Origin of the sequence: Streptomyces sp. WMMC500 (assembly GCF_027497195.1) — a bacterium.
GTDB lineage: Bacteria > Actinomycetota > Actinomycetes > Streptomycetales > Streptomycetaceae > Streptomyces.
Genome location: NZ_CP114905.1, coordinates 2,227,946 through 2,254,097, shown reverse-complemented (window position 1 = coordinate 2,254,097; position 26,152 = coordinate 2,227,946). Strand labels below are relative to the sequence as shown.

Sequence of the window (26,152 nt, the reverse complement as noted above, 5' to 3'; positions counted from 1 at the left end):
GTGCGGAGCGCCTGCGGGGACCGTCCTGGCCCGGGACTTCGCCCGGTGCGCGGGCGCTGCATGCCGCACGCCGCACCGCGTCGCGCCGGGCCGCGGGCGCGTGGGGTTGCGGGGCCGCGGGCACGTGGTCGCGTCGGTCCGCCGGTCTCGGCGTTGCGTGATCGCCCTGAGCCGGCCGTGGGGCCCGGGTTCAGGGGCAGCGGTGCGTCGCGGTGCCGGTTCTCCCGTTCCGCGGCCCCCGGGCCCGCCGTCAGGCGCGGATGCGCAATCCGCGCGGGGTGGCCAGGAAGCCGGAGTGTTCCAGGAGCGTGCCCAGGGGGGAGTCCAGGGCGGGGGTGGCGTTGATGCGTTCCACCGTCGCCGTACGGCCCAGGGCGCCGCCGCGGGCCGCCGCCGCCAGCGCTTCGGCCGCCGCGGCGAGGCGGGGGTCGTCCGCCGGGGGCCAGGCCAGCAGCGTGCGGCCGCCGCGCTCCACGTACAGCGCGAGGTCGCCGTCCGCCAGCACCACCAGCGCGCCGGCCTTCCGGCCCGGCTTGTGCGTCGTGCCGGGCGGGGGCTCGGGCCAGGGCAGCGCGGCCCCGTACGCGTTCGCCGGGTCCGCCGCCGCCAGCACCAGCGCGCCCTGTCCGCTCCGGCCCGCACCGCCGGCTCCGTACGCCCGCGGGCCGCCGCCCCGCGGGCGCCCGCCGCGACCGTCGCTCAGGGTGTGCCCGCCGTACGGGCCCGCCGGCCCCTCCGCGTCCGCGAACCCGTCGTCCCGCGCCGCCCCCGCGAAGGCGGCACCTCCGCCCCCGCGCTCCCGGCTCGTGGCCACCGCCCGCAGCCGGTCCACCGCGCCGTCCATCGCGAACTGCGCCGCGCCCAGCCCCTCCACGACGTACCCCCGGCGGGCCTGGCCCGTCTCCTCGAACGCGGACAGGACCCGGTACGCCGCGGAGAAGCCGCCCTCCACGCCCTCCGCCGACACCGCGCCGCGGGTCACCACCCCGTGCCGGTCCAGCAGCGTGCGGGCCAGCGCGTGCGCGCGGTGCGTGGCATCCGGTTCGCGCTCGGGCAGCAGCGACCAGCGGCCGGAGACCGTCGGCGGCCCGTTCCGCGACGCCGTGCGCGTGCCACCCGCGACCGCCAGGCTGCCGTAACGCCCGCGCGGCGTGGGCCGCTTCGCGCGGTGCGCGGTCGCGCCCGCGGTGCGGCCCGAGCCGAGGAGGGCGCGCAGCGGGCCCAGGGTGTCGTTCGTCAGCCGCCCGGACCAGGCCAGGTCCCAGACGGCGTCGGCGAGTTGCGCGTCCGTGGCGTCCGGGTGCGCGGCGCGCACCTGCTCGGCGATCTGCCGGAAGAACAGCCCGTACCCGCCGGTCAGCGCGGCCAGCACCGCCTCGTGCAGCGGTGTGAGCTCCAGCGGATGCGGCTCGTGCAGCAGCAGCGGCGCCGAGTCCGCGGGATAGAGGGAGATCCAGCCGTCCTTGCCGGGCAGCGCACCGGCGCCCGCCCAGACCACCTCGCCCGAGTTCGTCAGCTCGTCGAGCATCGTCGGCCCGTACCCCGCGACCCGCGACGGCAGCACCAGCTTCTCCAGCGCCGACGCCGGCACCGGCGCGCCCTGCAGTTGCTCGACGGCCCGGACGAGGCCGTCGAGGCCGCGCAGGCTGTGCGTGCCCAGGTGCTGCCACTGCGGCAGGAACGCCGCGAGCGCGGCCGGGGCGACGGGCTCCAGCTCCTCCCGCAGCGCGGCCAGCGACCGGCGCCGCAGCCGCCGCAGCACCCCGGCGTCGCACCACTCCTGGCCGATGCCCGCCGGATGGAACTCGCCCTGCACCGTCCGGCCCGCCGCCGCCAGCCGCTGCAGCGCGCCGTCGGTGACCGCCGCGCCCAGGCCGAAGCGCGCCGCGGCCTGTCCGGAGGTGAACGGGCCGTGCGTACGGGCGAAGCGCGCCAGCAGGTCGCCCAGCGGGTCGGCCACCGGCTCCGTGAACGCCTCCGGCACGCCCACCGGCAGCGCCGTGCCCAGCGCGTCCCGCAGCCGGCCGGCGTCCTCGACGGCCGCCCAGTGCGCCGCCCCCGCCAGCCGCACCCGGATCGCCCGGCGGGCGCCCTCCAGCTCCCGCACCCACGCCTGCTCCGCGCCGCGCTCGGCCAACTCCTCGTCCGTCAGCGGCCCGAGCACGCGCAGCGCGTCCGCGACGCCCTCCGCGTCCTTGATCCGCCGCTCGTCCGTACGCCACTGCAGCTCGCGCTCCAGCTCCGCCAGCACCTCGGCGTCCAGCAGCTCGCGCAGCTCCGCCTGCCCCAGCAGCTCGGCGAGCAGCCGGGAGTCCAGCGACAGCGCCGCCGCCCGGCGCTCGGCCAGGGGCGAGTCGCCCTCGTAGAGGAACTGCGCCACGTAGCCGAAGAGCAGCGAGCGGGCGAACGGCGACGGCTCCTGCGTCGTCACCTCCACCAGCCGCACCCGGCGGTTCTCGACGTCGCCCATCAGCTCCGTGAGCCCGGGGACGTCGAAGACGTCCTGGAGGCACTCGCGCACCGCCTCCAGCACGATCGGGAACGAGCCGAACTCGCTGGCCACCTGGAGGAGTTGGGAGGCGCGCTGCCGCTGCTGCCACAGCGGCGTGCGCTTGCGCGGGTCGCGGCGGGGCAGCAGCAGCGCGCGGGCCGCGCACTCGCGGAACCGGGAGGCGAACAGCGCCGAGCCGCCCACCTGGTCGGTGACGACCTGGTCGACCTCGCCCTTGTCGAAGAGGACGTCGGCCGCGCCGACCGGCGACTGCCCGTCGTCCCCGGCCGCGTCCGAAGAGACGCCGCCGGGTGCCGGATCGACGTCCAGCAGGTCGAGCCCCATCAGGTCGGTGTCCGGCAGCCGCAGCACGATGCCGTCGTCGGCGTGCATCACCTGGGCGTCCATCCCGTATCGCTCGGTGAGGCGGGCGCCGAGCGCCAGGGCCCACGGCGCGTGCACCTGCGCGCCGAACGGCGAGTGCACCACCACCCGCCAGTCGCCCAGCTCGTCGCGGAAGCGCTCCACGACGATCGTCCGGTCGTCCGGCACGTGCCCGCAGGCGGCGCGCTGCTCCTCCAGGTACGCCAGCACGTTCCCCGCGGCCCACGCGTCCAGCCCCGCCGTCCGCAGCCGCTCCTGAGCCGCCTGCCGGTCCATGCCGCTCAGCTCGCGCAGGAAGGCGCCCAGCGCCCGCCCCAGCTCCAGCGGCCGCCCCAACTGGTCGCCCTTCCAGAACGGCAGCCGGCCCGGCACCCCGGGGGCGGGGGAGACCAGCACCCGGTCCCGGGTGATGTCCTCGATGCGCCACGACGTCGTGCCCAGCGTGAAGACGTCGCCGATCCGCGACTCGTAGACCATCTCCTCGTCGAGCTCGCCGACCCGGCCGCCGCCCTTCTTCGGGTCGGCGCCGGCGAGGAAGACGCCGAAGAGGCCGCGGTCCGGGATCGTGCCGCCGGAGGTGACGGCGAGCCGCTGCGCGCCCGGGCGGCCCTTGACCGTCTGCGCCACCCGGTCCCACACCAGGCGCGGGCGCAACTCGGCGAAGGCGTCGGAGGGATAGCGCCCGGCGAGCATGTCGAGCACGGCCGTGAACGCCGACTCCGGCAGCGCCGCGAACGGCGCGGCCCGCCGCACCAGCGCCAGCAGCTCCCCCACGTCCCACACGTCCATGGACGTCATCGCGACGATCTGCTGCGCCAGCACGTCCAGCGGGTTGGCCGGGATCCGCAGCGCCTCGATGGCGCCCTCGCGCATCCGCTCCGTGACCACCGCCGACTGCACCAGGTCACCCCGGTACTTGGGGAAGACCACGCCGCGCGACACCGCGCCCACCTGATGCCCCGCGCGGCCCACGCGCTGCAGCCCGGACGCCACCGACGGCGGCGACTCGACCTGCACCACCAGGTCGACCGCGCCCATGTCGATGCCCAGCTCCAGGCTGGAGGTGGCGACCACCGCCGGCAGCCGCCCCGCCTTGAGGTCCTCCTCCACCTGCGCCCGCTGCTCCTTGGAGACCGAGCCGTGGTGCGCGCGGGCGATCACCGGCGGCGCGCCCTGCGCCGCGCCGGACTGGGCCATGATCTCGGCGGGCGGCGGCGCATCCTCCGCGAGAGGCTCGCCGACCGCGCGCTCGTACGCGATCTCGTTCAGCCTGTTGCACAGCCGCTCCGCGAGCCGGCGCGAGTTGGCGAAGACGATCGTCGAGCGGTGCTCCGCCACCAGGTCGACGATGCGCTCCTCCACATGCGGCCAGATGGACGGCCGGTCGGCACCCGCGCCGTCGTCGGCCACGGGCGAGCCGCCCAGCTCCCCCATGTCCTCGACGGGCACGACCACCGACAGGTCGAACCGCTTCTCCGACGGCGGCTGCACGACCTCCACCCGCCGGCCCGGCGACAGGAACCGCGCCACCTCCTCCACCGGCCGGACCGTCGCCGACAGGCCGATGCGGCGCGCGGGGCGCGGCAGCAGCTCGTCCAGCCGCTCCAGGGAGAGCGCGAGGTGGGCACCGCGCTTGGTGCCCGCCACGGCGTGCACCTCGTCCAGGATCACGGTCTCCACCCCGGCCAGCGCGTCCCGCGAGGCCGACGTGAGCATCAGGAACAGCGACTCGGGCGTGGTGATGAGGATGTCCGGGGGGCGGTTGGCGATCGACCGGCGCTCGGCCGCGGGCGTGTCCCCGGAGCGGATCGCGACCCGCACCTCCGGCTCGGGCCGGCCGAGCCGGACCGCCTCCTGGCGGATGCCGGTGAGCGGGCTGCGCAGGTTCCGCTCGACGTCCACGGCGAGGGCCTTCAGCGGTGACACGTACAGCACGCGGCAGCGCTTGCGGGCCTCCGCGGGCGGCGGGGCGGACGTCAGCCCGTCGAGCGCGGAGAGGAAGGCCGCCAGCGTCTTGCCCGAGCCCGTGGGCGCCACGACCAGCACGTCCGAGCCCTCGCCCAGCGCCCGCCAGGCGCCCTCCTGGGCGGCCGTGGGCGCGGCGAAGGCACCCTCGAACCACGCCCGCGTCGCCGGGTCGAACGTCTCCAGCACCGATCTCGCCATGTGAACCATCGTGCACCCGACCACTGACACCCAGCACACTCGTCCCCATGGGGTCGCGTACGGCGCGGGCGCCGGACGGCGCCGACCGCGAGTGGGCCCGGCACTGGCGCTACACCAGCCTGCCCGGCCTCGATCTGCTGCGCGCCCGCTACGTCGGCCACACCTTCCCGGCCCACTCCCACGACGGCTACGTCTTCGGCGCCGTCACCGCCGGCGTGGAGGCCGTCGGCATGCCGGACGGCACGCTCCTCGCGGGTCCCGGCACCGTCGTCATGATCAACCCGGAGGTGCCGCACACGGCCCGCGCCGGTGTCGCGGAGGGCTGGTCGTACGCGACGCTCTACCCGTCCGCCGGCCTGGTCGCCGAGGTGGCCGCCGAGGTCACCGCCATTCGCGGCACCGCGGGCTTCGGCGAGACCATGGTCGACGACCCCGGCGCCTCGGGCCTCATCGCCGAGGTGCACCGCGCCGCCGAGGAGGACGACCCGCTGGCCGCCGACAGCGTGCTGCGCGTCGTGCTGGCCCGCCTGCTGCGCCGCCACGGCGCGCGGCTCCCGGGGCGCGCGGTGGCGTCCGCGGGCGCGCGCACCGCGGCCCGGGCGCGGGCGGTGCTGTACGAGCGGATGGCGGCGCCGCCGACGCTGGAGGCGCTGGCGGCGGAGCTGGGCACGTCGCCCTTCGCGCTGCTGCGGGCCTTCAAGGAGGCGTACGGCACCCCGCCGCACCGCTGGCTGACCGACGCCCGGGTGCGGCGCGCGCGGCGGCTGCTGGACGAGGGGCTGCGGCCGTCGGAGGCGGCGGTGACCGTGGGGTTCACCGACCAGCCGCACCTGAACCGGCACTTCACCCGCATCGTGGGCGTACCCCCGGGCGCGTACCGGCGGGAGCGGGCCGGCTGACCGGCTCGCCCGAGCGGGCCGGCCGAGACCCGGACCCGGCCAGCCGCGCCGGTCAGGACGTGCAAGAACGTACAAGACCGGTCGCACCCCGGCCGCATAACGTCCGGCGCATGGCCACAGAAGCACAGCCTCCGCCCACCGCAGAGCCCGCGCCCGAGGACCGCGCCGCCCTGCGCGACGGGCTCGGAGTCGGCGTCGCCGTCGGGCTCTCCGGATTCGCGTTCGGCGTCACCGCGGCCGGCGCCGGGCTCAGCGCCGCGCAGGCCTGCGCGATGAGCCTGCTGATCTTCACCGGCGCCTCGCAGTTCGCCCTCGCCGGCGCGGTCGCCGCGGGCGGCGGCGCGTTCGCCGCCGCGGCCGGGGCCTTCTTCCTCGGCGTACGGAACGCGTTCTACGGGCTGCGCCTGGCCCCCATGCTCCGGCTGCCCCGCGCGCTGCGCCCGCTCGCCGCCCAGTGGGTCATCGACGAGACGGCCGTCGTCACCATCGCCCAGCCCACCCGCCGCGCCCAGCGCCTCGGCTTCGCCGTCACCGGGCTGACCCTCTACGTGTGCTGGAACCTCACCACCCTCGCCGGCGTGCTCGGCGCCGAGGCCATCGGCGACACCGCCGCCTGGGGCCTGGACGCCGCCGGGCCCGCGGTGTTCCTGGCGCTGGTGGGGCCGATGCTCACGGGGACCGTGGAGCGGGCCACCGCGGTCGTCGCCGTCGCGCTCGTGCTCGGCGCGCTGCCCGCGCTGCCCGCCGGGACGCCGGTGCTGGTGGCCGCGCTGGCGGCGCCGCTGGTGCTGGCGCTGCACGGGAGGCACGCGCGCGGGCGCGCGCCGGCTGTCTCCGGGGAGGCCGCGGACGGCCCGGACGCGTACAAGGGGGAGGGTGCCGCGTGACCACCTGGCTTGCGATCGGGCTGACCTTCGCCGGCTGCTACGCCGTCAAGCTGCTCGGCCTCTCCGTGCCCTCGGGCGCCCTGGAGCGCCCCCTCGTGCGGCGCCTGGCCGCCCTGCTGCCCGTCGCCCTGCTGGCGGCGCTCACCGCGCAGCAGACCTTCGCCGACGGCACGGCGCTGGTCCTCGACGCCCGCGCCGCGGGCCTGGGGGCCGCCGGCGTCGCGCTGCTGCTGCGGGCGCCGTTCCTGCTCGTCGTGACCGCCGCCGTGGTCGTCACGGCGGCGGTACGGGCCGTGAGCGCCTGACCGGCCGGCCGAGGGGCTGACCGGCTGACCGCCCCGCACCGCGCGCCGTCAGATCCGCCCGTACGCCCGCAGCGTCAGCAGCGCCTCCAGCGTCGCCAGCGGCCGGGCCTCCAGCTCCGCCCCCGGCGACCAGCGCCGCCACGCCACCGGCCACCCGCCGTCCGCCCGCTGGTTCGCCGCCAGGAAGTCCAGCGACCGCGCCATCTCCGCGTCGCTGAACCAGCGCCGGGCCAGCGACCCCGGCCGCCGGGCGAAGTCGTGCGGGTGGTGGTGCTCGCCCGGCGCGTGCCCCTCCGCGGCCGGCTCGGCGCCCGCCCTGCCCGGCTCCAGCAGCACCAGCCGCTCGGCGCGCACCAGCCGGCCCAGCCGGTCCGCCGCGGCCTCGGCGCGCCTCCGGTCGGGCACGTGGTCGAGGAAGGACACCGCGGCCTCCGCCTCGTACGGATGGCTCCCGCGCAGTGTCTCGACGGCGTGCCAGCAGAAGTCGGTGGCGCGGAAGAGCCAGGCGTGCCAGATGTCGTTGCGGTGCAGCAGCCCCACGACCGGCGCGGTGGTCAGCAGCGCGCTCGGCGGGTCCGCGGGCACCGGCAGCCACGGGGCGGCCGGGTAGCCGCGCAGCGAGGGGTGCACGGCGGGCAGGGCGCCGTCGGCGTTGGAGACGGCGGTCAGGTAGCGGCAGACGTCCTCGGCGCGGCGGCCGGTGCAGCGGCCGAGCGAGTCGAGCACCCGCAGCGCGTGCGCGGTGTGCAGCGGCTGGCTGCCCGGACCGCGCAGGTCGGGGTCCAGGGCGTGCCCGTAGCCGCCGTCGGCGTTCCGGTACGCCTCCAGCGCCTTCTCCACCCCGTCGGCGTCGGCGGCGCCGGGCACGAAGTGGTGGGCGAACCGGCGCTGCTCCAGCACACGGGCGGTCAGCCAGATGAACTCTGCGGCGCGGACCTGCGGGGAGTCAGCCATGGGGCGACGTTACGAGCCCGGCGGGCCCGGCCGGGAGGCCAACGGGCCGGGAGCACTCTCAGGTGCGGTTACGGGCGGGATAATGGACGCATGCGGTTGACGGTCTTCTGGCAGCGGATGCGCGACTACTTCGGCGAGCCCTACGTCGACTCCTTCGCCCGCGACCACGTGATGTCCGAGCTGGGCGGCCGTACGGTCCACGAGGCGCTGGACGCCGGGTGGGACGCGCGCGACGTCTGGCGCGGGGTGTGCGCGGCGATGGACATCCCGGGGGAGATGCGCTGACGATGCCGCGACGGCGGTCGGCCACACTGTTCGTTCATGGCTCCATCGGCTGCTTCTGACGACACCGCTCGCGCACCAGAGACCCCCGCCGAATCCGCCGCGCCCGGCCCGCCCCCGGGCGACGGCGCCCCGCCCCCGGCCTCCCGCGAGCGCATGCCCCCCTGGCTGCCCCGCGCGATAGTGCTCGCGCTGGCCCTGGTCGCCTGCTTCCACGTCGCGGAATGGGCCTTCCACGAGCTGTACGGGCTGCTGATCAACATCGTGGTGGCCTTCTTCATCGGGCTGGCCTGCGAGCCCGCCGTCGACCGCCTCGCCGCCCGCGGCATGCGCCGCGGCACCGCGACCGCGCTCGTCTTCCTCGGCGTGCTGGCGGCCGCCGCGGCGTTCATCGCCGCCCTCGGTTCGCTGGTCGCCGACCAGATCCGGCTGATCGTCGAGAACTTCCCGGACTACGTCGAGTCCCTCGTGGAGTGGATCAACGAGCAGTTCGGCACCGAACTGCGCGTGGACGACCTCCAGCAGGACTTCCTGAAGTCCGACACCGTACGCGACTACCTGCAGCGCAGCGCCGACAACGTCTGGGGCATCTCCACCACCGTCCTCGGCGGCCTGTTCACCGCGCTGACGGTGGTGCTCTTCGCCTTCTACTTCACCGCCGAGGGTCCGCGGCTGCGCCGCGCGATCTGCTCCGTACTGCCGCCCGCGCGGCAGGCCGAGGTGCTGCGGGCCTGGGAGATCGCGGTCGCCAAGACCGGCGGCTACCTGTACTCGCGCGGCCTGATGGCGATCGTCTCGGGCGTGGCGCACTACATCGTGATGCTGCTGCTGGACGTGCCGTACGCGCCCGCGCTCGCGGTGTGGGTGGGGGTCGTCTCGCAGTTCGTGCCGACCGTGGGCACGTACATCGCCGGATCCCTGCCGATCCTGCTGGCGTTCACCGTCGGGCCGTGGACCGCGCTCTGGCTGCTCGGGTTTGTGATCCTCTACCAGCAGTTCGAGAACTACCTGCTGCAGCCGAGGATCACCGCGCGGACCGTGGACGTCCACCCCGCCGTGGCCTTCGGCTCGGTCGTCGCCGGCGCGGCGCTGCTGGGCGCGGTCGGCGCGCTGATCGCGATCCCGGCGACGGCGACGCTGCAGGCGTTCCTCTCCGCGTACGTACGCCGCTACGAGGTCGACGAACGCGTCCACGACGACCGGCCCAGGCGCCGCCGCGGCGGCCCCGTCCGGCTCGCCAGGATGCGCACCACGCTGCGGCGCCACCCCCGCAGAGCGTCCGGTGGGGACTCCGGCGGGGACTCCCGCAAGAACTCCGGCCAGGACCCCGGCGGGCCGTCCGGCGACGCCCCCCGCGACACCTAGCCCCCGTCCGGCAGATCCCGCCCGCCGCCCTCCGGCGCGTTCCGCGGCACCGCGATCGTCACCCGGAGCCCCCTCGGCTCGTTACGTTCATACGAGATACGTCCCCCGCCCGCCGCGAGCAGCGCCCGGACGATGGACAGCCCCAGACCCGAGCCGGAGACGTTCTGATGCCGTCCGCTGCGCCAGAAGCGGTCGCCGATGCGGCCCAGCTCCTCGTCGGTGAGCCCCGGCCCGCCGTCGGCGACCACGACCGTCACCTCGTCGCCGTCCGCGTCCACCCGCACCTCCACCTCGCCGCCCCGCGGCGAGAACTTCACGGCGTTGTCCACCACCGCGTCCAGCGCGCTGGACAGCGCCACCGGGTCCGCCCAGCCGGTCACGGCCGGGACGCCGGACAGGAACAGCCGTACGTCGTGTCCCCCGGCCAGCGGACGCCAGCTCGCGACCCGCTCGGCCGCCAGCCGGGCCACGTCGGTCACCCGCAGGTCGGCGGGCGAGTGCTCGGCCAGCGCCAGGTCCAGCAGGTCGTCCAGGACCCGGGCCAGCCGGGTGCCCTCCGCCTGCACCGACTCGATCTCCGCGGCGGCGTGCGGCGCCTCCAGGCGCAGCAGCTCGATGCGCAGCAGCAGCGCGGACAGTGGGTTGCGGAGCTGGTGGGAGGCGTCGGCGACGAAGGTGCGCTGCCGCTCCAGCACGTCCTCGACGTTGTCGGCCATCTCGTTGAAGGAACCGGCGAGGCGGCGCAGCTCCGGCGGCCCGCCGGCGGCGGCGACGCGGGACTTCAGCCGGCCGGTGGCGATGTCGTGCGTGGCCTTGTCGAGCACGCGCACCGGCTTGAGCACCCAGCCGGTCAGCCGGTACGCCACCGCCACCGCGGCCGTCATCGCCGCGGCGATGCCGGCGCCGAGCCAGAGCCAGCCGGTGAGGGTGCGCGAGCGCATGGCCCCGGTGGGCGATTCGGTGACCACGACGGCGACCACGTCCCCGTCCCGTACGACCGGGGAGGCGACCGTCAGCCTGTGCTGCTGCCAGGGCCACACCTGCGGGGGGTCGTGGCTGCGGCGGCCCGCCAGGGACTCGGAGTAGGCCCGCTCGCCCTCGGCGCCGGCCATGGCCCGCCAGCCCGCGGGGGCGGCGGCCATCGCGGTGCGATCGCGGTAGTAGACGCCGGCGCGGATGCCGTAGAGGTCGTGATACCGGCGCAGCTCCTCCTGCAGCGCGCGCAGCCGCTCGTCCTCCGACGGCGGGCGGGCCTCGTTGCGGGAGGAGACGTACTGCGCGAGGGACGCGAAACGGGCGGTGTCGTCGATACGGTCCACGATCACGTGCTGCTGCTCCTGCCCGGCGATGCGGTCGGCGAGCGGAAAGCCGAGCGCGAGCAGCATGCCTGCCATGAGCACGATGAGCAGGGGGAGCAGCCGGGTACGCATACGGACAGGGCCTCAGCCGGCCGGCGGGGGCACGAGGCGATAGCCGACGCCCCGCACCGTCTCGATGAGCGCGGGCAGACCGAGCTTGCTGCGCAGGGAGGCGATGTGGACCTCCAGGGTCCGGCCCGTACCCTCCCAACTGCTGCGCCACACCTCGCTGATGATCTGCTCCCGCCGGAACACCACGCCGGGGCGCGCCGCGAGCAGCGCGAGCAGGTCGAACTCCTTGCGGGTGAGCTGCACCTCCGCGCCGCCGACGCTGACCCGGCGGGCGTGGGGCTCCAGCGTCACGGGGCCCACGACCAGCGGCGCCGCGGGATCGTCGGCCCGCTCCCCGGCCGCGCCCGCGCCGCCCGCGCCGCCCGTGCCGGCGGGGGGCTCCGGCTCCGCCGCCGCGGTGCGCCGGGCGACGGCGTGTACGCGCGCGAGCAGCTCGCCCATGTCGTACGGCTTGACGACATAGTCGTCGGCGCCCAGGTTGAGCCCATGGATGCGGGACCGGACGTCGGAGCGCGCGGTCACCATGATCACGGGCGTGCCGGTCAGCTTGCGGATCCGTCCGCACACCTCGAAGCCGTCCTGGTCGGGCAGCCCCAGGTCCAGCAGCACCACGTCGAACGGGGCCAGCTCGCTGTGCAGCAGCTCCTGCAGCGCCTCCTGGCCGCTGTGGGCCATGCCCACCTCGAAGCCGTGCCGGGCCAGCACCGCGGAGAGCGCGGTGGCCACGTGGTCGTCGTCCTCGACGAGCAGCAGCCTCATCGGCCCTCCTGTTCCCTGACTCGCGTATCGTCTCAGCCCGCACTCGAATATCAGCCCGCACTCGAATACATGCGGATACGGCCCTCTCCCGTCAAGTCCGGCCAGGTCACCCAGCGGTTTCCGTTATGTGACAGGAGGGAAGAGCGGCGTCCCGATTTCTTCTATTGTGTCCGATTGCGGCCGGATCGTTATGCTCAATTTCCCCTCAGATGTGATGACGCTGGTCGAGGCTGCTCACTAAGGTCCAGGCAACCGAAGAGGACGGAGCAAGACGCGGATGACCGAGGTTTCGATGGCCAAGGACGCCGTTCCGGCGGCGGGCGAACCGCTGGTCGTGCTGGACAACGTCAACAAGCATTTCGGTGCGCTGCACGTGCTCCAGGACATCGACCTGACGATCGCGCGCGGTGAGGTCGTCGTCGTCATCGGACCTTCCGGGTCCGGGAAGTCCACGCTCTGCCGTGCGATCAACCGGCTGGAGCCCATCGACTCCGGCCGCATCACCCTGGACGGCAAGCCGCTGCCCGCCGAGGGCCGTGAGCTGGCCAAGCTCCGCGCCGACGTGGGCATGGTCTTCCAGTCCTTCAACCTCTTCGCCCACAAGACCGTGCTGCAGAACGTGACCCTCGGGCAGGTCAAGGTCCGCAAGAAGGACAAGGCGGCCGCGGAGACCTCCGCCAGGGCCCTGCTCGACCGGGTGGGCGTCGGCAACCAGGCGGACAAGTACCCCGCGCAGCTCTCCGGCGGCCAGCAGCAGCGGGTGGCCATCGCCCGCGCGCTGGCGATGGAGCCCAAGGTGATGCTCTTCGACGAGCCCACCTCGGCCCTCGACCCCGAGATGATCAACGAGGTGCTGGAAGTCATGCAGCAACTCGCCCGGGACGGTATGACTATGGTCGTCGTCACGCACGAGATGGGCTTCGCCCGCTCGGCGGCGAACCGGGTGGTCTTCATGTCCGACGGCCAGATCGTGGAAGAGACGACGCCCGACCAGTTCTTCACCAACCCTCGCAGCGACCGGGCGAAGGACTTCCTGTCGAAGATCCTGCACCACTGAGCTGCCGGCAACACACCAGACAGAAGGATGCTCACCATGAATCTCCGCAAGGTCAGCGCGGCCGCTGCCTGCGCACTCGCCCTCTCCGTCACCGCGGCCGCGTGCGGCTCCGACGACGACGGCGGTGACAGCGGTGACGGCGGCGGCAAGGACTCGATCACCATCGGCATCAAGTTCGACCAGCCCGGCCTCGGCCTGAAGGAGCCCGACGGCTCGTACTCGGGCTTCGACGTGGACGTCGCCACGTACGTGGCCAAGGAACTCGGCTACTCCGCGGACCAGATCGAGTGGAAGGAGGCGATCAGCGCCGACCGCGAGACCATGCTGGAGCGCGGCGACGTCGACTTCATCGCCGCCACCTACTCGATCACCGACGAGCGCGAGGCGAAGGTTGACTTCGCGGGCCCGTACCTGCTGGCCCACCAGGACCTGCTGATCCGCGCCGACGACAACATCACCAAGGGCGAGGACCTCAACGGCAAGACCCTCTGCTCGGTCACCGGCTCCACCTCGGCGCAGAACGTCACGGACACCATCGCGCCCGAGGCCGAGCTCGCCGAGCGCCCCGGCTACTCCGAGTGCCTCGACGCCGTCGCCGGCGGCTCGATCGACGCCCTGACCACCGACGACTCCATCCTCGCCGGCTACGCCGCGAAGGAGGAGAACAAGGGCAAGTTCAAGCTCGCCGGGCTGAACCTCAGCAACGAGAACTACGGCATCGGCGTCCAGAAGGGCGACGAGAAGATGAAGACCGACATCGACGCCGCCCTGGAGAAGATGGTCTCCGACGGCTCGTGGGAGAAGTTCATGGACGCCAACCTCGGCCCCGCGAACTACGACTTCGAGCCCGCGCCGAAGATCGGCGACATCAAGAAGTGAGCCGAACGCACCGCCGCCACCGCGGCGGTGCGGCCGCACTGGCAGAGCGGTGGTGCGCCCCCGGTCCGGGTGGCGCACCACCGCGTCCACTTAAGGCGAGAGCGCTGGACTGACGTTGGACATCATTTCGGAATACGACTCACAGATCCTGGACTCGTTCTGGGTCACGGTGAAACTCACCCTGCTGTCGGGCCTGTTCTCCCTCATCCTGGGGACGATCCTGGCGGGCATGCGGGTCAGCCCCGTTCCGCTCATGCGGGGCTTCGGCGCGGTCTACGTGAACGTCATCCGGAACATCCCCCTGACGGTCATCATCGTCTTCTGCGCCCTCGGACTCTCCGACATCTTCGGCGTCACCCTGGGCGCCGGCGTCGACTTCGACTCCAAGTACTTCCGGCTGGCGGTGCTCGGACTGTCCGCGTACACCGCCGCGTTCGTCTGCGAGGCGCTGCGCTCGGGCATCAACACCGTGCCGGTCGGCCAGGCGGAGGCCGCCCGCGCCATCGGGCTGAGCTTCACCCAGGTCCTCTCCCTCATCGTGCTGCCCCAGGCGTTCCGCTCGGTCGTCGGCCCGCTCACCAACGTCCTCATCGCCCTCACCAAGAACACCACGGTGGCGGCCGCCATCGGGGTCGCCGAGGCGTCCCTGCTCATGAAGGAGATGATCGAGAACGAGGCGCAGCTCCTCCTCATCTCGGCGATCTTCGCCCTCGGCTTCGTCGTGCTGACCCTGCCGACCGGGCTCGTTCTCGGCTGGGTCGGCAAGAAGGTGGCGGTCAAGCGATGAGCTCCGTTCTCTACGACGCCCCCGGCCCGCGGGCCAAGGCGCGCAACGTCGTCTACAGCGCGGTCTTCCTCGTCGTGCTGGCCCTCGGCGTGTGGTGGGTCCTCGACAAGCTGAACGCGAAGGACCAGCTCGAGTGGCGGCTGTGGAAGCCGTTCTTCACCGACTCCCAGGCGTGGACCACGTACCTGCTGCCGGGCCTGGGCGAGACGCTGAAGGCGGCCGGCCTCGCGCTGCTCATCGCGCTGCCGCTGGGGGCGCTGTTCGGCATCGCGCGGCTGTCGGACCACGCGTGGGTGCGGATCCCGGCGGGCGCGGTCGTGGAGTTCTTCCGCGCCATCCCCGTGCTGCTCCTGATGCTGTTCGCGAACCAGTTCTACGCGGAGTACACCGACATAGGCAGCGAGCAGCGCCCGCTGTACGCCGTCGTCACCGGGCTCGTGCTCTACAACGCCGCCGTGCTCGCCGAGATCGTCCGCGCCGGCATCCTCTCCCTGCCCCGCGGGCAGAGCGAGGCGGCCAAGGCCATCGGCCTGCGCAAGGGCCAGATGATGGGTTCCGTGCTGCTGCCCCAGGCCGTCACCGCGATGCTGCCGGCGATCGTCAGCCAGCTCGTCGTCATCGTGAAGGACACCGCGCTCGGCGGCGTGATGATCGGCTTCAGCGAACTGCTCATCGAGCGGCGCACGCTGGCGTCGAACTACTCCAACGTGTTCGCCAGCTTCGTCGTCGTCGCGGTGATCTACGTCATCGTGAACTTCATCCTCACGTCCCTCGCGAGCTGGCTGGAGCGCGTGGTCCGGCGCGGCAAGCGGACCACCGGCGCGGTGGTCGGGGTCGCGGCCGTGGACGACCTGAGCACCGGCGCGGCGGGCGGAGCGCCCGGCGTCGCGGGCGGTGGCGGCACCCTCGTGGACGGGGCGGACGGCGGCGGTGGCGGGGGAGACGGCGGCGGGACGTAGCCCGAAGGGGCGGCCGTCGGCCCTCAGCTTGACTGGGGTGTCCGGCAGTGGGTTGCATACCTCGTGTGATCGCGCACCGGGCTCCAACCCCCCTCGTACGTAGGCACCATCGCGCCGGAGGCGCTTCGCCGTGGACCCGGTGATCATCGTCGGGGCGGGCCCTGTGGGGCTCGCCCTGTCGTTGGCTCTGGCCCGGCACGCGGTCCCCACGGTCCTCCTCGACGACCGGCCCGCGGGCGACGCCGACCAGGACGGCAGGCCCGCGGGTCCGCGCCCGGCCCGTACCGCCGTGCTGCGCCCGCCCGCCGCCGCGTTCCTCGACCGCCTCGGCGCCGCCGGCGCCCGCGAGCACGGCGCCCGGCTCACCGGCTGGCGCGTGCTGCGCGGCGGCCGGACGCAGGTGCGGGTCGAGTTCGGCGAGGCCCCGGGCCCCGCCCCGCTGCACGTCGCGCAGTCCGCTCTGACCAGCACGCTTGCGGGGCTGGCCGACAACTCCCACCACGTGGAGGTCTTCCGCGGCAGCCGGCTGACGGAGCTGACGCAGGAGCCGTACGGCGTCAACGTCCGCACCCGGGCCGGGACCTGGTGGCGCGGCAGTTGGCTCGTCGGCTGCGACGGCGCCCGGTCGACCGTGCGCAAGCTGCTGGAGGTGCCCTACGCCGGCCGTACGGCCGTCGAGCGGCACGCGGTCGCCGCCGTACGCGCCGACCTGCCGTGGCCCGGTGAGGGCGTCCTGTACCGCGGCACCGCGCGCAGCGGGCCCGGCGCCGAGTGCGTCGCCCGCCCGCTCGGCGACGACCGGTGGCGGCTGGACTGGCTGCTCCCGCCGGGCGGCGGCGTCGTCACCCCCGAGGCCCTCGTCGCGCGGCTGGAGGCCACCCTGCGGGCCTGGACGGGCACCCGTCACCCGTCGTACGAACTCCTCGACACCGGCGTGCACACCGTGCACCACCGGCTCGCCCGCCGCTGGCGCCGCGGCCGCGTGCTGCTCGCCGGCGACGCCGCCCACCTCGTGGGCTCCCTCGGCACCCAGCAGCTCGACGAGGGCCTCGCCGACGCCGAGAACCTCGCCTGGAAGCTCGGCCGCGTCTGGCACCAGGCCGGCCGCGACGACTCCGGCGACGACCTCGTCGACACCTACGTCACCGAGCGCCGCGGCGCGATCAGCGCGCGGCTGCGCGCCGCCGACCAGGTCCGCCCGCTGCTGCGGCGGGCGGGGGGCCTGCGGGCGGCGGTGCGCGGCAGGTCGGCGGCGGAGCTGCTCACGGACGGGCACCTGGGCCGCGGCCGGATAGGCGGCCCGCCGGTGTACGACACGGCGCCGACGGGGCTGGCCGGGGCGGTGGAGGTGGGCACGGCCCCCGGCGCCCGGGTCGACGACGTCCAGGTGATCGCGCCGGACGGCTGGACGGGCCGGCTCTCCGAGCGGCTGGGGGGCGACCCGCTGGTGGTGCTGATCGCCCCGGGCACCGGCGTCTGGGACCGCAGCCGCTGGCTGCAGGCGGGCCTGATGCCGAAGCTCACGCGGCTGGTGGGCGAACTCCCCGTCCGCGCCAGGCTGCTGGTCGCGGAGGCGTATCCGGGCGCGGCGGCGCACACGGTGCTGTACATCCGCCCGGACGGCCACCTGATGGCGGCGCTGGCGGGGGTGCGCGAGGAGTCGATGCGGCTGTGCGCCAACCGGATGCTGGGGCGGGCGGACGACGCGGACGAGTAGCGCGGACGCGCACGGGCCCGGGCCGTGAGCCGGTGGCGCTACAGCCAGTCGGCCGTCGTGTCGCCTTCGGCGACGATGAGGGCCGGGCCCGTCATCTCCACCTCGCCGTCGGGGTGTTCGGTCACCACGAGGCGGCCCCCCGGCACGTCCACCGTGTACGTCTCCGGGCGGCCCGTCACCGCCGGGTCCACGCCGTCGCGGCGGGCCGTCGCGACGGCCACCGCGCACGCGCCCGTACCGCACGAGCGGGTCTCGCCCGAGCCGCGCTCGTGGACCCGCATCGCCACCTGCCGCGGGCCGCGGTCCACGACGAACTCCACGTTCACCCCCTGGGGGTACACCGCCGCCGGCGCGACCCCGGGCGCCTCGTACAGCCGCCCCGCGTCCGCGAGGTCGGCGACGAACGCCACCGCGTGCGGGTTGCCCATCCCCACGTTGCGCGCGGGCCAGCTCCGCTCGCCCACCGTGACCGTCACCTCGGCGTCCGGGCCGGCCGGGAGCACGGCCCGGCCCATGCCGACCGTCACGTCGCCGTCCTTCGCCAGGTGCACGCGCCGCACCCCCGCGCGCGTGCCGACCGCCAGGTCGCCGGTCTCCGCGAGCCCGGCGTGCTGCAGGTAGCGGGCGAAGACCCGCACCCCGTTCCCGCACATCTCGGCGATGCTGCCGTCCGCGTTGCGGTAGTCCATGAACCACTCCGCGTCGGCGGCCATCCGCCGCCCCTCCGGGTGTGCCTCCGACCGTACGACCCGCAGCAGGCCGTCGGCGCCGATGCCCGCCCGGCGGTCGCAGAGCCGCGCCACCGCGGCGGGGGACAGGTTGATGAGACCGGCCGGGTCCGGGACGATCACGAAGTCGTTCTCGGTGCCGTGTCCCTTGAGGAAGTGCAGGTGCGCGGTGCTCACTCTGCGATCGTAACCGCTCGCGCCGACATCGCCCCGGCGACGGGAAGCGACCGGGCGCCGGGCGCCGGTCAGCCCAGCCGGGCCACCCGCCACACGGCGAGCGCCACGACGCCCGCCACCGCCGCCGCGTACAGCAGCACGATCCGCCAGTCCGCCCGCCGCCCCGAGCCGCGCCGCGGCAGCCCGGGCAGCGCCAGCCCGACCCGGCGCGCGGCCATCATGGCCCACCCGGCTGCGCAGCAACTGATGAGCAGCCCGAGCATCGCCACGACGGGGCCGCCGCCGCCGAACTCGAAGGCCAGCGGGAAGGCGAACATCAGCGAGCCCAGCGCGGCGAGCGCGACGATGGGGGCGAGCTGCCAGAAGCGGAGGAGCCGCGGCGGGCGCAGCTCACGGAACGACTCCTGGCCCACAGGCTCCGGCGCCTCCGTGAGGTCCCCCGCGAGGTCGTCCGCGGGCTCTGCCACGGGCCCGGCGATCCGGTCGTCCTGCGGCTCCCGTCGACTGTCACGAGGGCCGGCCTCCATAGCCACGTGCCCTCCCAACCTCCGGCGACTTTCAGGCTTCCCAGCTCGCCTCGATGATGGCACGGGCGGGAACATCCGCAGTGCCACCGAGGCGTCCCGATGCCATGACGTGATCAGCCTGTGACCGACCGTTCGAGTAGGTCACACGCGGTGTCCGGAAGGCGGTCACGATCGGTCTCCGAGCCGCTGATCCAGTGCACGCGCGGGTCGCGCCGAAACCACGTGTCCTGCCGCCGCGCAAACCTCCGGGTGGCCCGCACGGTCTCGTCCCGGGCCTCCGCTTCCGTGCACTCGCCGGCGAGGAACGACAGCACCTGCTGGTACCCCAGGGCCCTGGCGGCGGTACGGCCCTCACGCAGCCCTTCCGCTTCGAGCCGCCGCACCTCGTCCACCAGACCCGCCCGCCACATCCGGTGCACGCGCCGCTCGATCCGGTCCGCCAGTTCCGGGCGCGGCACGGCGATGCCGATCTGGACGGTGTCGTAGACGGACTCGTGCGCCGGGAGGTTGGCCGTGAAGGGGCGGCCGGTCAGCTCGATCACCTCCAGCGCTCGGACGATCCGGCGGCCGTTGCCCGGCAGGATCGCGCGGGCGGCGTCGGGGTCGGCGGCGGCGAGCCGGGCGTGCAGCGGTCCGGGCCCGCCGGCCGCCAGCTCCGCCTCCAGCCGGGCGCGGACGGCGGGGTCGGTGCCGGGGAAGTCCATGGCGTCGACGGCGCCGCGCACGTACAGCCCGGAGCCGCCGACGAGCACCGCGGTGCGGCCGAGCGTGCCGAGCCGGTCGATCTCGGCGCGGGCCAGCCCCTGGTACGCGGCGACGCTGGCGGTCTCCGTGACGTCCCACACGTCGAGCAGGTGGTGCGGCACGCCCTGCCGCTCGGCGGGCGTCAGTTTGGCCGTGCCGATGTTCATCCCCCGGTAGAGCTGCATCGAGTCGGCGTTGACGATCTCGCCGCCGAGGCGCCGGGCGAGCGCGACACCCAGCTCGGACTTGCCGGTGGCCGTGGCCCCGACGACCGCGACGACCTGGGGACGGGGGGTGGTCTCTGTCACGGGGCAAGTCTCGCAAACGACGGGACGCCCCTCGAACGAGTGACGTAACGCGGTGGCCGCGGCGTCGTTTGCCGTTCCGAGGTTCCGGACGCCGGTTTACGGACCGGGCCCCCGGGCGGCGCAATGGGACGCTCCGGGCGGCGCGGAATTTCGCCCACACAAGTCAGTTATGGAGTGAAGATGGGCGTTTTTGCCAAGCTTCTTCGTCGCGGCGGGTCGAGCGGTGAGGGGCAGGCCGCGAAGGAGCCGGCTCCCGCGGCCGAACCGCAGTCCGGGGAGGCCGAGGCGACCGCGGCGACCGAGGCGGCCGGGGAGACGGCGGCGACCGGGACGACCGGGGCGCGGCCGGAGGCCGCAGAGGAGCCGGCGAGCACGGATGCCGGCACCGCGGGGATCCCCAAGCAGCAGTCGGCCGAGGGGGCCGCGGACAGCGACGCGGGCGACGAAGCCCGCAAGTAACACCCGGAAAGGCCGCGGCCCCGCCCGGGGCCCGCGGCCTCCGGGTCGCCGCCGTGCCGTCCGGTGCGGTGTGCCGTCCGGTGCGGCGTGCCGGCCGGGGTCAGGACCAGGTGGCGACGAAGTAACCCACGCCGTACGGCGCCTCGTTGTACAGCAGCGCTCCGCTCAGTTCGGCGTTCTCCGCGGCGCCCGCGGCGACCTGCCAGCAGGCGCGGCCCGTGGCCTGCAGGGCGGCGGCCGGCTCCGCGTCCAGCGCCGCCAGGGCCGCCGTGTCCGCGTCCCCGAGGGCGCGGGCCGCCTCCGCGTCGAAGCCGGCGGCCCGCTCGTCGTAGTAGCCGGGAGCCTTCTGCGAGCGGCGCGCACTGCCGTCGCCCAGGACCAGCAGCGCCACCCGCCGCGCCCCCGCGGCGATCTCCCTGCCCGTCTCGGCGCAGCGCTCGGGCGCCAGCGGCTCGCCGACGCCCAGCCCCCGCACGGGCGTGCCGTTCCACTCCGCCCGCTCCAGCAGCCATGCGCCCACCGCCAGTGACGGGGGCAGCTCCCGTTCGGCGGGCTCCGGCTCCGTATCGTCGGCCTGCCCGAGCCGTACCGCCAGATCCACGCCGAAGCCGCGGAACGAGCCGCCGGCCCCCTGCGGATACGGCCCCCGCCCGGCCTGGTCCGCGGGCCCGACGACGACCAGCACGTCCGGCCGCGCCGCCGCCAGCACCCCCACGGCGTCCATACACGCCGCTCTGAGCGCCTCCAGCTCGCCTGCGGCGCCGGAGGCCACCTCGGGCACCAGCAGGGGCGGACACGGGCAGCAGGCGGCGGCGACGAGCATGAGCGGCAGCCTAGCCGCCGGGCCGCGGCGGTCGGAAAGTCCGCGGGCGGCGCGTGCACGCCCGTCACGTGTACGCCCGGACGCCGCGGCGGTCTGCCCCGCGTCCGCGCTGCCCCGGGAGCAGCCCGCCATCCGCCCGGCGGAGCCGTTCAGTGCGCCGCGCAGCCCTCCGCCGCCGGCAGCGGGTCCGGGACGCCCACCTTCGGCAGCCCCAGCAGCACGCCCTTGCCGCCGGTGCCGCCCGCGTCCGGCGCGGCCTGCCGCGCCGCCCAGGCGTCGCCGGAGCGGGTGCGCCGCACCGTCCGCGGCGGGGCCTCGGCGAGCAGGTGGTGCGGCGCCGCGTACGTGATCTCGACCGTCGCCATGTCGCCCGGCCGCACCGGCTCCTCCGGCCGCGCGAAGTGCACCAGCCGGTTGTCCGGCGCCCGGCCGGACAACCGGCGCGTGGCACCGTCCTTGCGGCCCTCGCCCTCCGCGACCATGACCTCCAGCACCCGGCCCACCTGCTTCTTGTTCTCCGCCCAGGAGACGTCCTCCTGGAGGGCCACCAGCCGCTCGTACCGCTCCTGAACGACCGCCTTCGGCACCTGCCCGGCCATCTCCGCCGCCGGCGTCCCCGGCCGCTTCGAGTACTGGAACGTGAACGCCTGCGCGAAGCGCGCCTCGCGCACCACGTGCAGCGTCTGCTCGAAGTCCGCCTCGGTCTCGCCGGGGAAGCCGACGATGATGTCGGTGGTGATCGCCGCGTCCGGGATCGCGGCCCGCACCTTCTCGATGATGCCCAGGTACCGCTCCTGCCGGTACGAGCGCCGCATCGCGCGCAGCACCGTGTCCGAGCCGGACTGCAGCGGCATGTGCAACTGAGGCATCACGTTCGGCGTCTCGGCCATCGCCTCGATCACGTCGTCGGTGAAGTCCCTCGGGTGCGGCGAGGTGAAGCGCACCCGCTCAAGACCCTCGACGCGGCCGCAGGCCCGCAGCAGTTTGCCGAACGCCTGCCGGTCGCCGATGTCGGACCCGTACGCGTTGACGTTCTGTCCCAGCAGCGTGATCTCGCTGACGCCCTCCGCGACCAGCGCCTCGACCTCGGCGAGGATGTCGCCGCTGCGGCGGTCCTTCTCCTTGCCGCGCAGCGCCGGGACGATGCAGAACGTACATGTGTTGTTGCACCCCACGGAGACCGAGACCCACGCGGCGTACGGGCTCTCGCGCCGGGTCGGCAGCGTCGAGGGGAACGCCTCCAGCGACTCGGCGATCTCGACCTGTGCCTCGCGCGCCACCCGCGCCCGCTCCAGCAGCACCGGCAGCTTGCCGACGTTGTGCGTGCCGAAGACGACGTCGACGTACGGGGCGCGACTGACGATCGTGTCGCGGTCCTTCTGTGCCAGACAGCCGCCGACCGCGATCTGCATGCCCGGCTTCGCGGCCTTCTTCGGCGCGAGCTGGCCGAGGTTGCCGTACAGCCGGTTGTCGGCGTTCTCGCGCACCGCGCAGGTGTTGAACACGACGACGTCGGCGGTGGTGTCGGTGGTGCCGGAGCCCGGCTCCGCGCGGACGTAGCCCGCCTCCTCAAGCAGCCCCGACATCCGTTCGCTGTCGTGGACGTTCATCTGGCAACCGAACGTCCTGACCTCGTACGTGCGCGGCTGTGCGACTTCCTCGGGCATGCCAGGGATCATCCAAACGGCGACGGGTGGTTCACGGACGGGCCGCCCGGGGCGGCCCGTCCGTCAGTCTACGACTTCCGCGGACGCCTCAGTCGGCCTGTCCCGCGGGGGCGTAGCGCTTCAGCTCGGCGGCCAGTTCCTCGTGCACCCGGGCCTTGAGCAGCGTGCCCGCGGCGATGTGCTCCTCCACGAGCACCTCGCCCTCGTCGTGCACGCGGGAGACGAGCGCCCCCTTCGTGTACGGCACGACCGCCTCGATCTCGACCTGAGGTCGCGGCAGCTCCACGTCGACGAGCGCCTTCAGCTCCTCGATCCCGGCGCCGGTCGCGGCCGAGACCGCGATCGCCCGCGGCTCCATGCGCAGCAGCCGGCGCAGCACGTCCGGATCGGCGATGTCCGCCTTGTTGATCACCACGATCTCGGGCACCGACGTCGCACCCACGTCACGGATCACCTCGCGCACGCTGGCGAGCTGCTCCTCGGGCGCCGGGTGCGAGCCGTCGACCACGTGCAGGATCAGGTCGGCGTCGCCGACCTCCTCCATCGTGGAGCGGAACGCCTCGACGAGGTGGTGCGGCAGGTGCCGTACGAAACCGACGGTGTCCGCCAGCGTGTACAGCCGTCCGCTGGGCGTCTCCGCGCGGCGCACGGTCGGGTCGAGGGTGGCGAACAGCGCGTTCTCCACCAGCACGCCCGCGCCCGTGAGCCGGTTGAGCAGCGAGGACTTGCCCGCGTTCGTGTAACCGGCGATGGCGGCCGACGGCACCTTGTGCCGCTTGCGCTCCTGCCGCTTGACGTCGCGGCCGGTCTTCATGTCCGCGATCTCGCGGCGGAGCTTCGCCATCTTCTCGCGGATGCGCCGCCGGTCCGTCTCGATCTTCGTCTCGCCGGGGCCGCGGGTGGCCATGCCGCCGCCCGCGGAGCCCGAGCCGCCGCCGCCCATCTGCCGGGACAGCGACTGACCCCAGCCGCGCAGTCGCGGCAGCATGTACTGCATCTGCGCCAGCGCGACCTGCGCCTTGCCCTCGCGGGACTTGGCGTGCTGGGCGAAGATGTCGAGGATCAGGGCGGTACGGTCCACGACCTTGACCTTGACGACGTCTTCGAGGTGGATGAGCTGGCCGGGGCTCAGCTCACCGTCGCAGACGACCGTGTCGGCCGCGGTCTCGACCACGATGTCGCGCAGCTCCAGCGCCTTGCCGGAACCGATGTACGTCGCGGGGTCGGGCCTCTCGCGGCGCTGCACCACGCCGTCGAGCACGACCGCGCCGGCCGTCTCGGCGAGCGCGGCCAGCTCCGCGAGCGAGTTCTCGGCGTCCTGGGCCGTACCGGAGGTCCACACGCCGACGAGCACGACCCGCTCCAGCCGGAGCTGCCGGTACTCGACCTCGGTGACGTCCTCCAGCTCCGTCGACAGACCCGCCACGCGGCGCAGGGCCGCACGGTCCTCGCGGTCGAACTGATCGCCGTCACGACCGGCGTCGGATCCGGGACTCCACGCGGCTTCGGCTTCCATGAGGGCGTCGGCACGCAGGCCTTCCGGGAGACGCTGATCGTCCTGGGGAAGGTGGGTGGGAGAAGTCATCGGATCCTTGTCTGTGAGAGCGGTTGCCTGCTTCTACGACAACGCCCAGCAGACCGGGAGGATTCCTCGCACGGCGGGCGTCGTGGCATCCACGATGGTCGCACGCTGCCGCACGGGCGTCACCCGCTTTACCACCCGCGGGGCCCGCCCGGGCGCGCCCGGCCGGCCCCGCGGACCCGACGGCTCAGCGCGCGGTCGGCGCCGTCTTGGCTGTCTCGGCTGTCTCGGCTGTCTCCGCCGTCTTGGCCCTTTTGGCTGTCTTGGCCGTCTGCGCCGGCTCGGCCGTCCTCCAGCCGGGGTGGCCCGGCATCGGCGGGGTGCGCTCGTCGTACAGCCAGGCGTGCAGGAAGCCCTCCAGGTCGCGGCCGGCGACCTCGGACGCGAGCGCGACGAAGTCCGCGGTGCCGGCGGTGCCGTCCCGGTGGCGCGTCACCCAGGCGCGTTCCAGCTCGCCGAACGCCCGGGTACCGATCTCCCGGCGCAGCGCGTACAGCACCAGTGCGCCGCCGTCGTAGACCACCGGACGGAACAGCTCCAGCCGGCCGCCACCCGCGGGCGGCCGGGGCGCGGCCGGCGGGCCGCCCTCCCTCCGCCAGGCGTCGGACAGCTCGTACGCCGCGCGCATCCGGTGCACCAGGCTGCCGCGGTCGTGCCGCTCGTCGGTGAACAGCGCCTCGTACCAGGTCGCATGGCCCTCGTTCAGCCACAGATCCGACCACCTGCGCGGCGTCACGCTGTTGCCGAACCACTGGTGGGCCAGCTCGTGCACGAACACGCGCTCGGCGCGCTCCGGATGCCCGGCCGCCGACCGCAGGAAGTCGCGGCCGAAGACCGACAGGGTCTGCGTCTCCAGCGCGAAGTTCAGCGGCGCGTCCACGGACAGCACCCCGTACGACTCCAGCGGGTAGCGGCCCACCTGCCGCTCCATCCAGGCGATCTGCGCGGACGTGCGGTCGACGACCGGCCGGGCCGCGCGCCGGTCGCGCTCGGGCACGACGTGGCGCAGCGGCAGCCCGTGCGGGCCCGTGCCACGCAGCACGGCGGAGCGGCCGATGGAGACCTGGGCCAGCTCGGTGGCCATGGGGTGCGCGGTGCGGTACGTCCACGTGGTGCGGGCGCCGGCCCGCTCGCGGTCCAGGCCCAGGCCGTTGGCGACGACGGTGAGGTCCCCGGGCGCGGTGACGCGGAAGGTGAAGCGGGCCTTGTCCGCGGGGTGGTCGTTGCCGGGGAAGACGCGGTGCGCGGCGTCGGCCTGGTTGGCCATCGCCAGGCCGTCCCCGGTGCGGATCCAGCCGCCGCCCCCGCCGCGGGGGTCGCTGGTGTGCCGTACGGCGACGCGCAGCGTGTCGCCGGGGTACAGGGTGCGGGCCGGGGTGACGACGAGGTCCTCGCCGGCGCGGGCGTGCGCGGCGGGCCGGCCGTTCACGGTGACGTCGCGGACCGTGCCGTGGGTGAAGTCGAGGTTGAGGCGGGGCAGCCGGGCCGTGACCCGGGCCGTGATCTCGGTGCGGGCGCTCAGGGGAACGTCGTTGCGGCCGCGGTAGGTGAGGGCGATGTCGTAGGCGCGGACGTCGTAGCCGGGGTTGCCGAGGTGCGGGAAGAGCGGGTCGCCGATGCCGGCGGGGCGGGGCGGCGGCTGGACGGCGGGCCCGGCAGCCCCGCCGGGCGGGGCCGGCGCGGGCGGGGCGCCCGGTGCGGCGGCCAGGGTGGCGAGCACGGTGACGGCGAGCAGGGCGTGGCGCGGCGCACGGCGCCGGCGGACGGAGCGGAGCATGCGCTACCGCTATCAGCGGGCGGACGCCGCGCCCCGCCG

22 protein-coding genes are annotated in these 26,152 nt (G+C 74.7%); 11 read left to right on the top strand and 11 right to left on the bottom strand.

The annotated features are described in order from the left end of the window. Positions 1–250: 250 nt before the first annotated feature. The gene (locus O7599_RS09165; RefSeq protein ID WP_281621635.1) at positions 251–5,041 is read right to left on the bottom strand and encodes a DEAD/DEAH box helicase; all 4,791 of its coding nucleotides are present in this window, start codon (positions 5,039–5,041) and stop codon (positions 251–253) included. Between the two features lie 47 nt (positions 5,042–5,088). Between O7599_RS09165 and O7599_RS09160 the strand changes: the two genes are divergently transcribed. The 3 genes from O7599_RS09160 to O7599_RS09150 all read left to right on the top strand — a co-directional run bounded on the left by O7599_RS09160 (position 5,089) and on the right by O7599_RS09150 (position 7,132). Beyond that, on the top strand, positions 5,089–5,940 hold the full coding sequence (locus tag O7599_RS09160) for an AraC family transcriptional regulator (protein WP_281621634.1): 852 nt from the start codon (positions 5,089–5,091) through the stop codon (positions 5,938–5,940). A gap of 110 nt (positions 5,941–6,050) precedes the next feature. Continuing rightward, on the top strand, positions 6,051–6,827 hold the full coding sequence (locus tag O7599_RS09155; RefSeq protein ID WP_281621633.1) for an AzlC family ABC transporter permease: 777 nt from the start codon (positions 6,051–6,053) through the stop codon (positions 6,825–6,827). Continuing rightward, on the top strand, positions 6,824–7,132 hold the full coding sequence (locus O7599_RS09150; RefSeq protein ID WP_281621632.1) for an AzlD domain-containing protein: 309 nt from the start codon (positions 6,824–6,826) through the stop codon (positions 7,130–7,132). The genes O7599_RS09155 and O7599_RS09150 overlap by 4 nt, the downstream gene beginning before the upstream one ends. Before the next feature lie 48 nt (positions 7,133–7,180). Here O7599_RS09150 and O7599_RS09145 read toward each other — a convergent pair whose 3' ends face one another. After that, positions 7,181–8,086 (bottom strand): hypothetical protein, encoded by a 906-nt coding sequence (locus O7599_RS09145; RefSeq protein ID WP_281621631.1) that lies wholly within the window; start codon positions 8,084–8,086, stop codon positions 7,181–7,183. 90 nt (positions 8,087–8,176) lie between these two features. On the opposite strand from O7599_RS09145, the gene O7599_RS09140 reads away from it, so the two are divergent. Both O7599_RS09140 and O7599_RS09135 read left to right on the top strand, forming a co-directional pair. Next, positions 8,177–8,371, top strand: coding sequence for a DUF3046 domain-containing protein (locus O7599_RS09140; protein WP_281621630.1), 195 nt, complete (start codon positions 8,177–8,179; stop codon positions 8,369–8,371). A 153-nt stretch (positions 8,372–8,524) separates the two neighbouring features. Then, positions 8,525–9,733, top strand: coding sequence for an AI-2E family transporter (locus O7599_RS09135; RefSeq protein WP_348652596.1), 1,209 nt, complete (start codon positions 8,525–8,527; stop codon positions 9,731–9,733). On the opposite strand, the gene O7599_RS09130 is transcribed toward O7599_RS09135, so the two are convergent. Continuing rightward, positions 9,730–11,163: a HAMP domain-containing sensor histidine kinase gene (locus O7599_RS09130; RefSeq protein ID WP_281621628.1), complete on the bottom strand. Its 1,434-nt coding sequence runs from the start codon at positions 11,161–11,163 to the stop codon at positions 9,730–9,732. The two genes, O7599_RS09135 and O7599_RS09130, sit on opposite strands and share 4 nt — an antisense overlap. Positions 11,164–11,175: 12 nt before the next feature. After that, complete coding sequence (locus tag O7599_RS09125) at positions 11,176–11,922, bottom strand: response regulator transcription factor (protein ID WP_281621627.1); 747 nt, start codon at positions 11,920–11,922, stop codon at positions 11,176–11,178. Between the two features lie 277 nt (positions 11,923–12,199). Here O7599_RS09125 and O7599_RS09120 point away from each other — a divergent pair, with 277 nt between their 5' ends. The 5 genes from O7599_RS09120 to O7599_RS09100 all read left to right on the top strand — a co-directional run bounded on the left by O7599_RS09120 (position 12,200) and on the right by O7599_RS09100 (position 17,321). Beyond that, on the top strand, positions 12,200–12,979 hold the full coding sequence (locus tag O7599_RS09120; RefSeq protein WP_281621626.1) for an amino acid ABC transporter ATP-binding protein: 780 nt from the start codon (positions 12,200–12,202) through the stop codon (positions 12,977–12,979). 36 nt (positions 12,980–13,015) lie between these two features. Continuing rightward, positions 13,016–13,858 carry a glutamate ABC transporter substrate-binding protein gene (locus tag O7599_RS09115; RefSeq protein WP_281621625.1) on the top strand — a complete coding sequence of 281 codons (843 nt, stop codon included), beginning with the start codon at positions 13,016–13,018 and terminating at the stop codon, positions 13,856–13,858. Between the two features lie 115 nt (positions 13,859–13,973). After that, on the top strand, positions 13,974–14,645 hold the full coding sequence (locus tag O7599_RS09110; RefSeq protein WP_281621624.1) for an amino acid ABC transporter permease: 672 nt from the start codon (positions 13,974–13,976) through the stop codon (positions 14,643–14,645). Continuing rightward, positions 14,642–15,604 carry an ABC transporter permease subunit gene (locus O7599_RS09105; RefSeq protein WP_281621623.1) on the top strand — a complete coding sequence of 321 codons (963 nt, stop codon included), beginning with the start codon at positions 14,642–14,644 and terminating at the stop codon, positions 15,602–15,604. The genes O7599_RS09110 and O7599_RS09105 overlap by 4 nt, the downstream gene beginning before the upstream one ends. Positions 15,605–15,734: 130 nt before the next feature. After that, complete coding sequence (locus tag O7599_RS09100; protein WP_281621622.1) at positions 15,735–17,321, top strand: FAD-dependent monooxygenase; 1,587 nt, start codon at positions 15,735–15,737, stop codon at positions 17,319–17,321. Positions 17,322–17,359: 38 nt separating this feature from the next. Here O7599_RS09100 and dapF read toward each other — a convergent pair whose 3' ends face one another. The 3 genes from dapF to miaA all read right to left on the bottom strand — a co-directional run bounded on the left by dapF (position 17,360) and on the right by miaA (position 19,805). Continuing rightward, the gene (gene dapF, locus O7599_RS09095; RefSeq protein WP_281621621.1) at positions 17,360–18,226 is read right to left on the bottom strand and encodes a diaminopimelate epimerase; all 867 of its coding nucleotides are present in this window, start codon (positions 18,224–18,226) and stop codon (positions 17,360–17,362) included. Positions 18,227–18,294: 68 nt separating this feature from the next. Next, positions 18,295–18,753 (bottom strand): hypothetical protein, encoded by a 459-nt coding sequence (locus tag O7599_RS09090; RefSeq protein WP_281623321.1) that lies wholly within the window; start codon positions 18,751–18,753, stop codon positions 18,295–18,297. A 113-nt stretch (positions 18,754–18,866) separates the two neighbouring features. Next, complete coding sequence (gene miaA, locus O7599_RS09085; protein ID WP_281621620.1) at positions 18,867–19,805, bottom strand: tRNA (adenosine(37)-N6)-dimethylallyltransferase MiaA; 939 nt, start codon at positions 19,803–19,805, stop codon at positions 18,867–18,869. 180 nt (positions 19,806–19,985) lie between these two features. Here miaA and O7599_RS09080 point away from each other — a divergent pair, with 180 nt between their 5' ends. Beyond that, a complete protein-coding gene (locus O7599_RS09080) occupies positions 19,986–20,264 on the top strand; it encodes a hypothetical protein (RefSeq protein WP_281621619.1) in 279 nt (92 codons plus the stop codon). A gap of 100 nt (positions 20,265–20,364) precedes the next feature. On the opposite strand, the gene O7599_RS09075 is transcribed toward O7599_RS09080, so the two are convergent. The 4 genes from O7599_RS09075 to O7599_RS09060 all read right to left on the bottom strand — a co-directional run bounded on the left by O7599_RS09075 (position 20,365) and on the right by O7599_RS09060 (position 26,113). Then, positions 20,365–21,087, bottom strand: coding sequence for a class III extradiol dioxygenase subunit B-like domain-containing protein (locus O7599_RS09075; RefSeq protein WP_281621618.1), 723 nt, complete (start codon positions 21,085–21,087; stop codon positions 20,365–20,367). Positions 21,088–21,236: 149 nt separating this feature from the next. After that, complete coding sequence (miaB, locus tag O7599_RS09070) at positions 21,237–22,754, bottom strand: tRNA (N6-isopentenyl adenosine(37)-C2)-methylthiotransferase MiaB (protein ID WP_281621617.1); 1,518 nt, start codon at positions 22,752–22,754, stop codon at positions 21,237–21,239. Positions 22,755–22,842: 88 nt separating this feature from the next. Continuing rightward, a complete protein-coding gene (gene hflX / locus O7599_RS09065; protein ID WP_281621616.1) occupies positions 22,843–24,339 on the bottom strand; it encodes a GTPase HflX in 1,497 nt (498 codons plus the stop codon). Positions 24,340–24,523: 184 nt separating this feature from the next. Beyond that, positions 24,524–26,113, bottom strand: coding sequence for a M1 family metallopeptidase (locus O7599_RS09060; protein WP_281621615.1), 1,590 nt, complete (start codon positions 26,111–26,113; stop codon positions 24,524–24,526). Positions 26,114–26,152 lie beyond the last annotated feature (39 nt).

Coding starts and splice junctions, on each gene's coding strand:
- hflX (WP_281621616.1), bottom strand. CDS start 24,339: ATGACTTCTCCCACCCACCTTCCCCAGGACGATCAGCGTCTCCCGGAA.
- O7599_RS09155 (WP_281621633.1), top strand. CDS start 6,051: ATGGCCACAGAAGCACAGCCTCCGCCCACCGCAGAGCCCGCGCCCGAG.
- O7599_RS09115 (WP_281621625.1), top strand. CDS start 13,016: ATGAATCTCCGCAAGGTCAGCGCGGCCGCTGCCTGCGCACTCGCCCTC.
- O7599_RS09060 (WP_281621615.1), bottom strand. CDS start 26,113: ATGCTCCGCTCCGTCCGCCGGCGCCGTGCGCCGCGCCACGCCCTGCTC.
- O7599_RS09140 (WP_281621630.1), top strand. CDS start 8,177: ATGCGGTTGACGGTCTTCTGGCAGCGGATGCGCGACTACTTCGGCGAG.
- O7599_RS09080 (WP_281621619.1), top strand. CDS start 19,986: ATGGGCGTTTTTGCCAAGCTTCTTCGTCGCGGCGGGTCGAGCGGTGAG.
- miaB (WP_281621617.1), bottom strand. CDS start 22,754: ATGCCCGAGGAAGTCGCACAGCCGCGCACGTACGAGGTCAGGACGTTC.
- O7599_RS09120 (WP_281621626.1), top strand. CDS start 12,200: ATGACCGAGGTTTCGATGGCCAAGGACGCCGTTCCGGCGGCGGGCGAA.
- O7599_RS09165 (WP_281621635.1), bottom strand. CDS start 5,041: ATGGCGAGATCGGTGCTGGAGACGTTCGACCCGGCGACGCGGGCGTGG.
- O7599_RS09090 (WP_281623321.1), bottom strand. CDS start 18,753: ATGGAGGCCGGCCCTCGTGACAGTCGACGGGAGCCGCAGGACGACCGG.
- O7599_RS09135 (WP_348652596.1), top strand. CDS start 8,525: ATGCCCCCCTGGCTGCCCCGCGCGATAGTGCTCGCGCTGGCCCTGGTC.
- O7599_RS09130 (WP_281621628.1), bottom strand. CDS start 11,163: ATGCGTACCCGGCTGCTCCCCCTGCTCATCGTGCTCATGGCAGGCATG.
- O7599_RS09075 (WP_281621618.1), bottom strand. CDS start 21,087: ATGCTCGTCGCCGCCGCCTGCTGCCCGTGTCCGCCCCTGCTGGTGCCC.
- O7599_RS09160 (WP_281621634.1), top strand. CDS start 5,089: ATGGGGTCGCGTACGGCGCGGGCGCCGGACGGCGCCGACCGCGAGTGG.
- O7599_RS09105 (WP_281621623.1), top strand. CDS start 14,642: ATGAGCTCCGTTCTCTACGACGCCCCCGGCCCGCGGGCCAAGGCGCGC.
- O7599_RS09145 (WP_281621631.1), bottom strand. CDS start 8,086: ATGGCTGACTCCCCGCAGGTCCGCGCCGCAGAGTTCATCTGGCTGACC.
- O7599_RS09125 (WP_281621627.1), bottom strand. CDS start 11,922: ATGAGGCTGCTGCTCGTCGAGGACGACGACCACGTGGCCACCGCGCTC.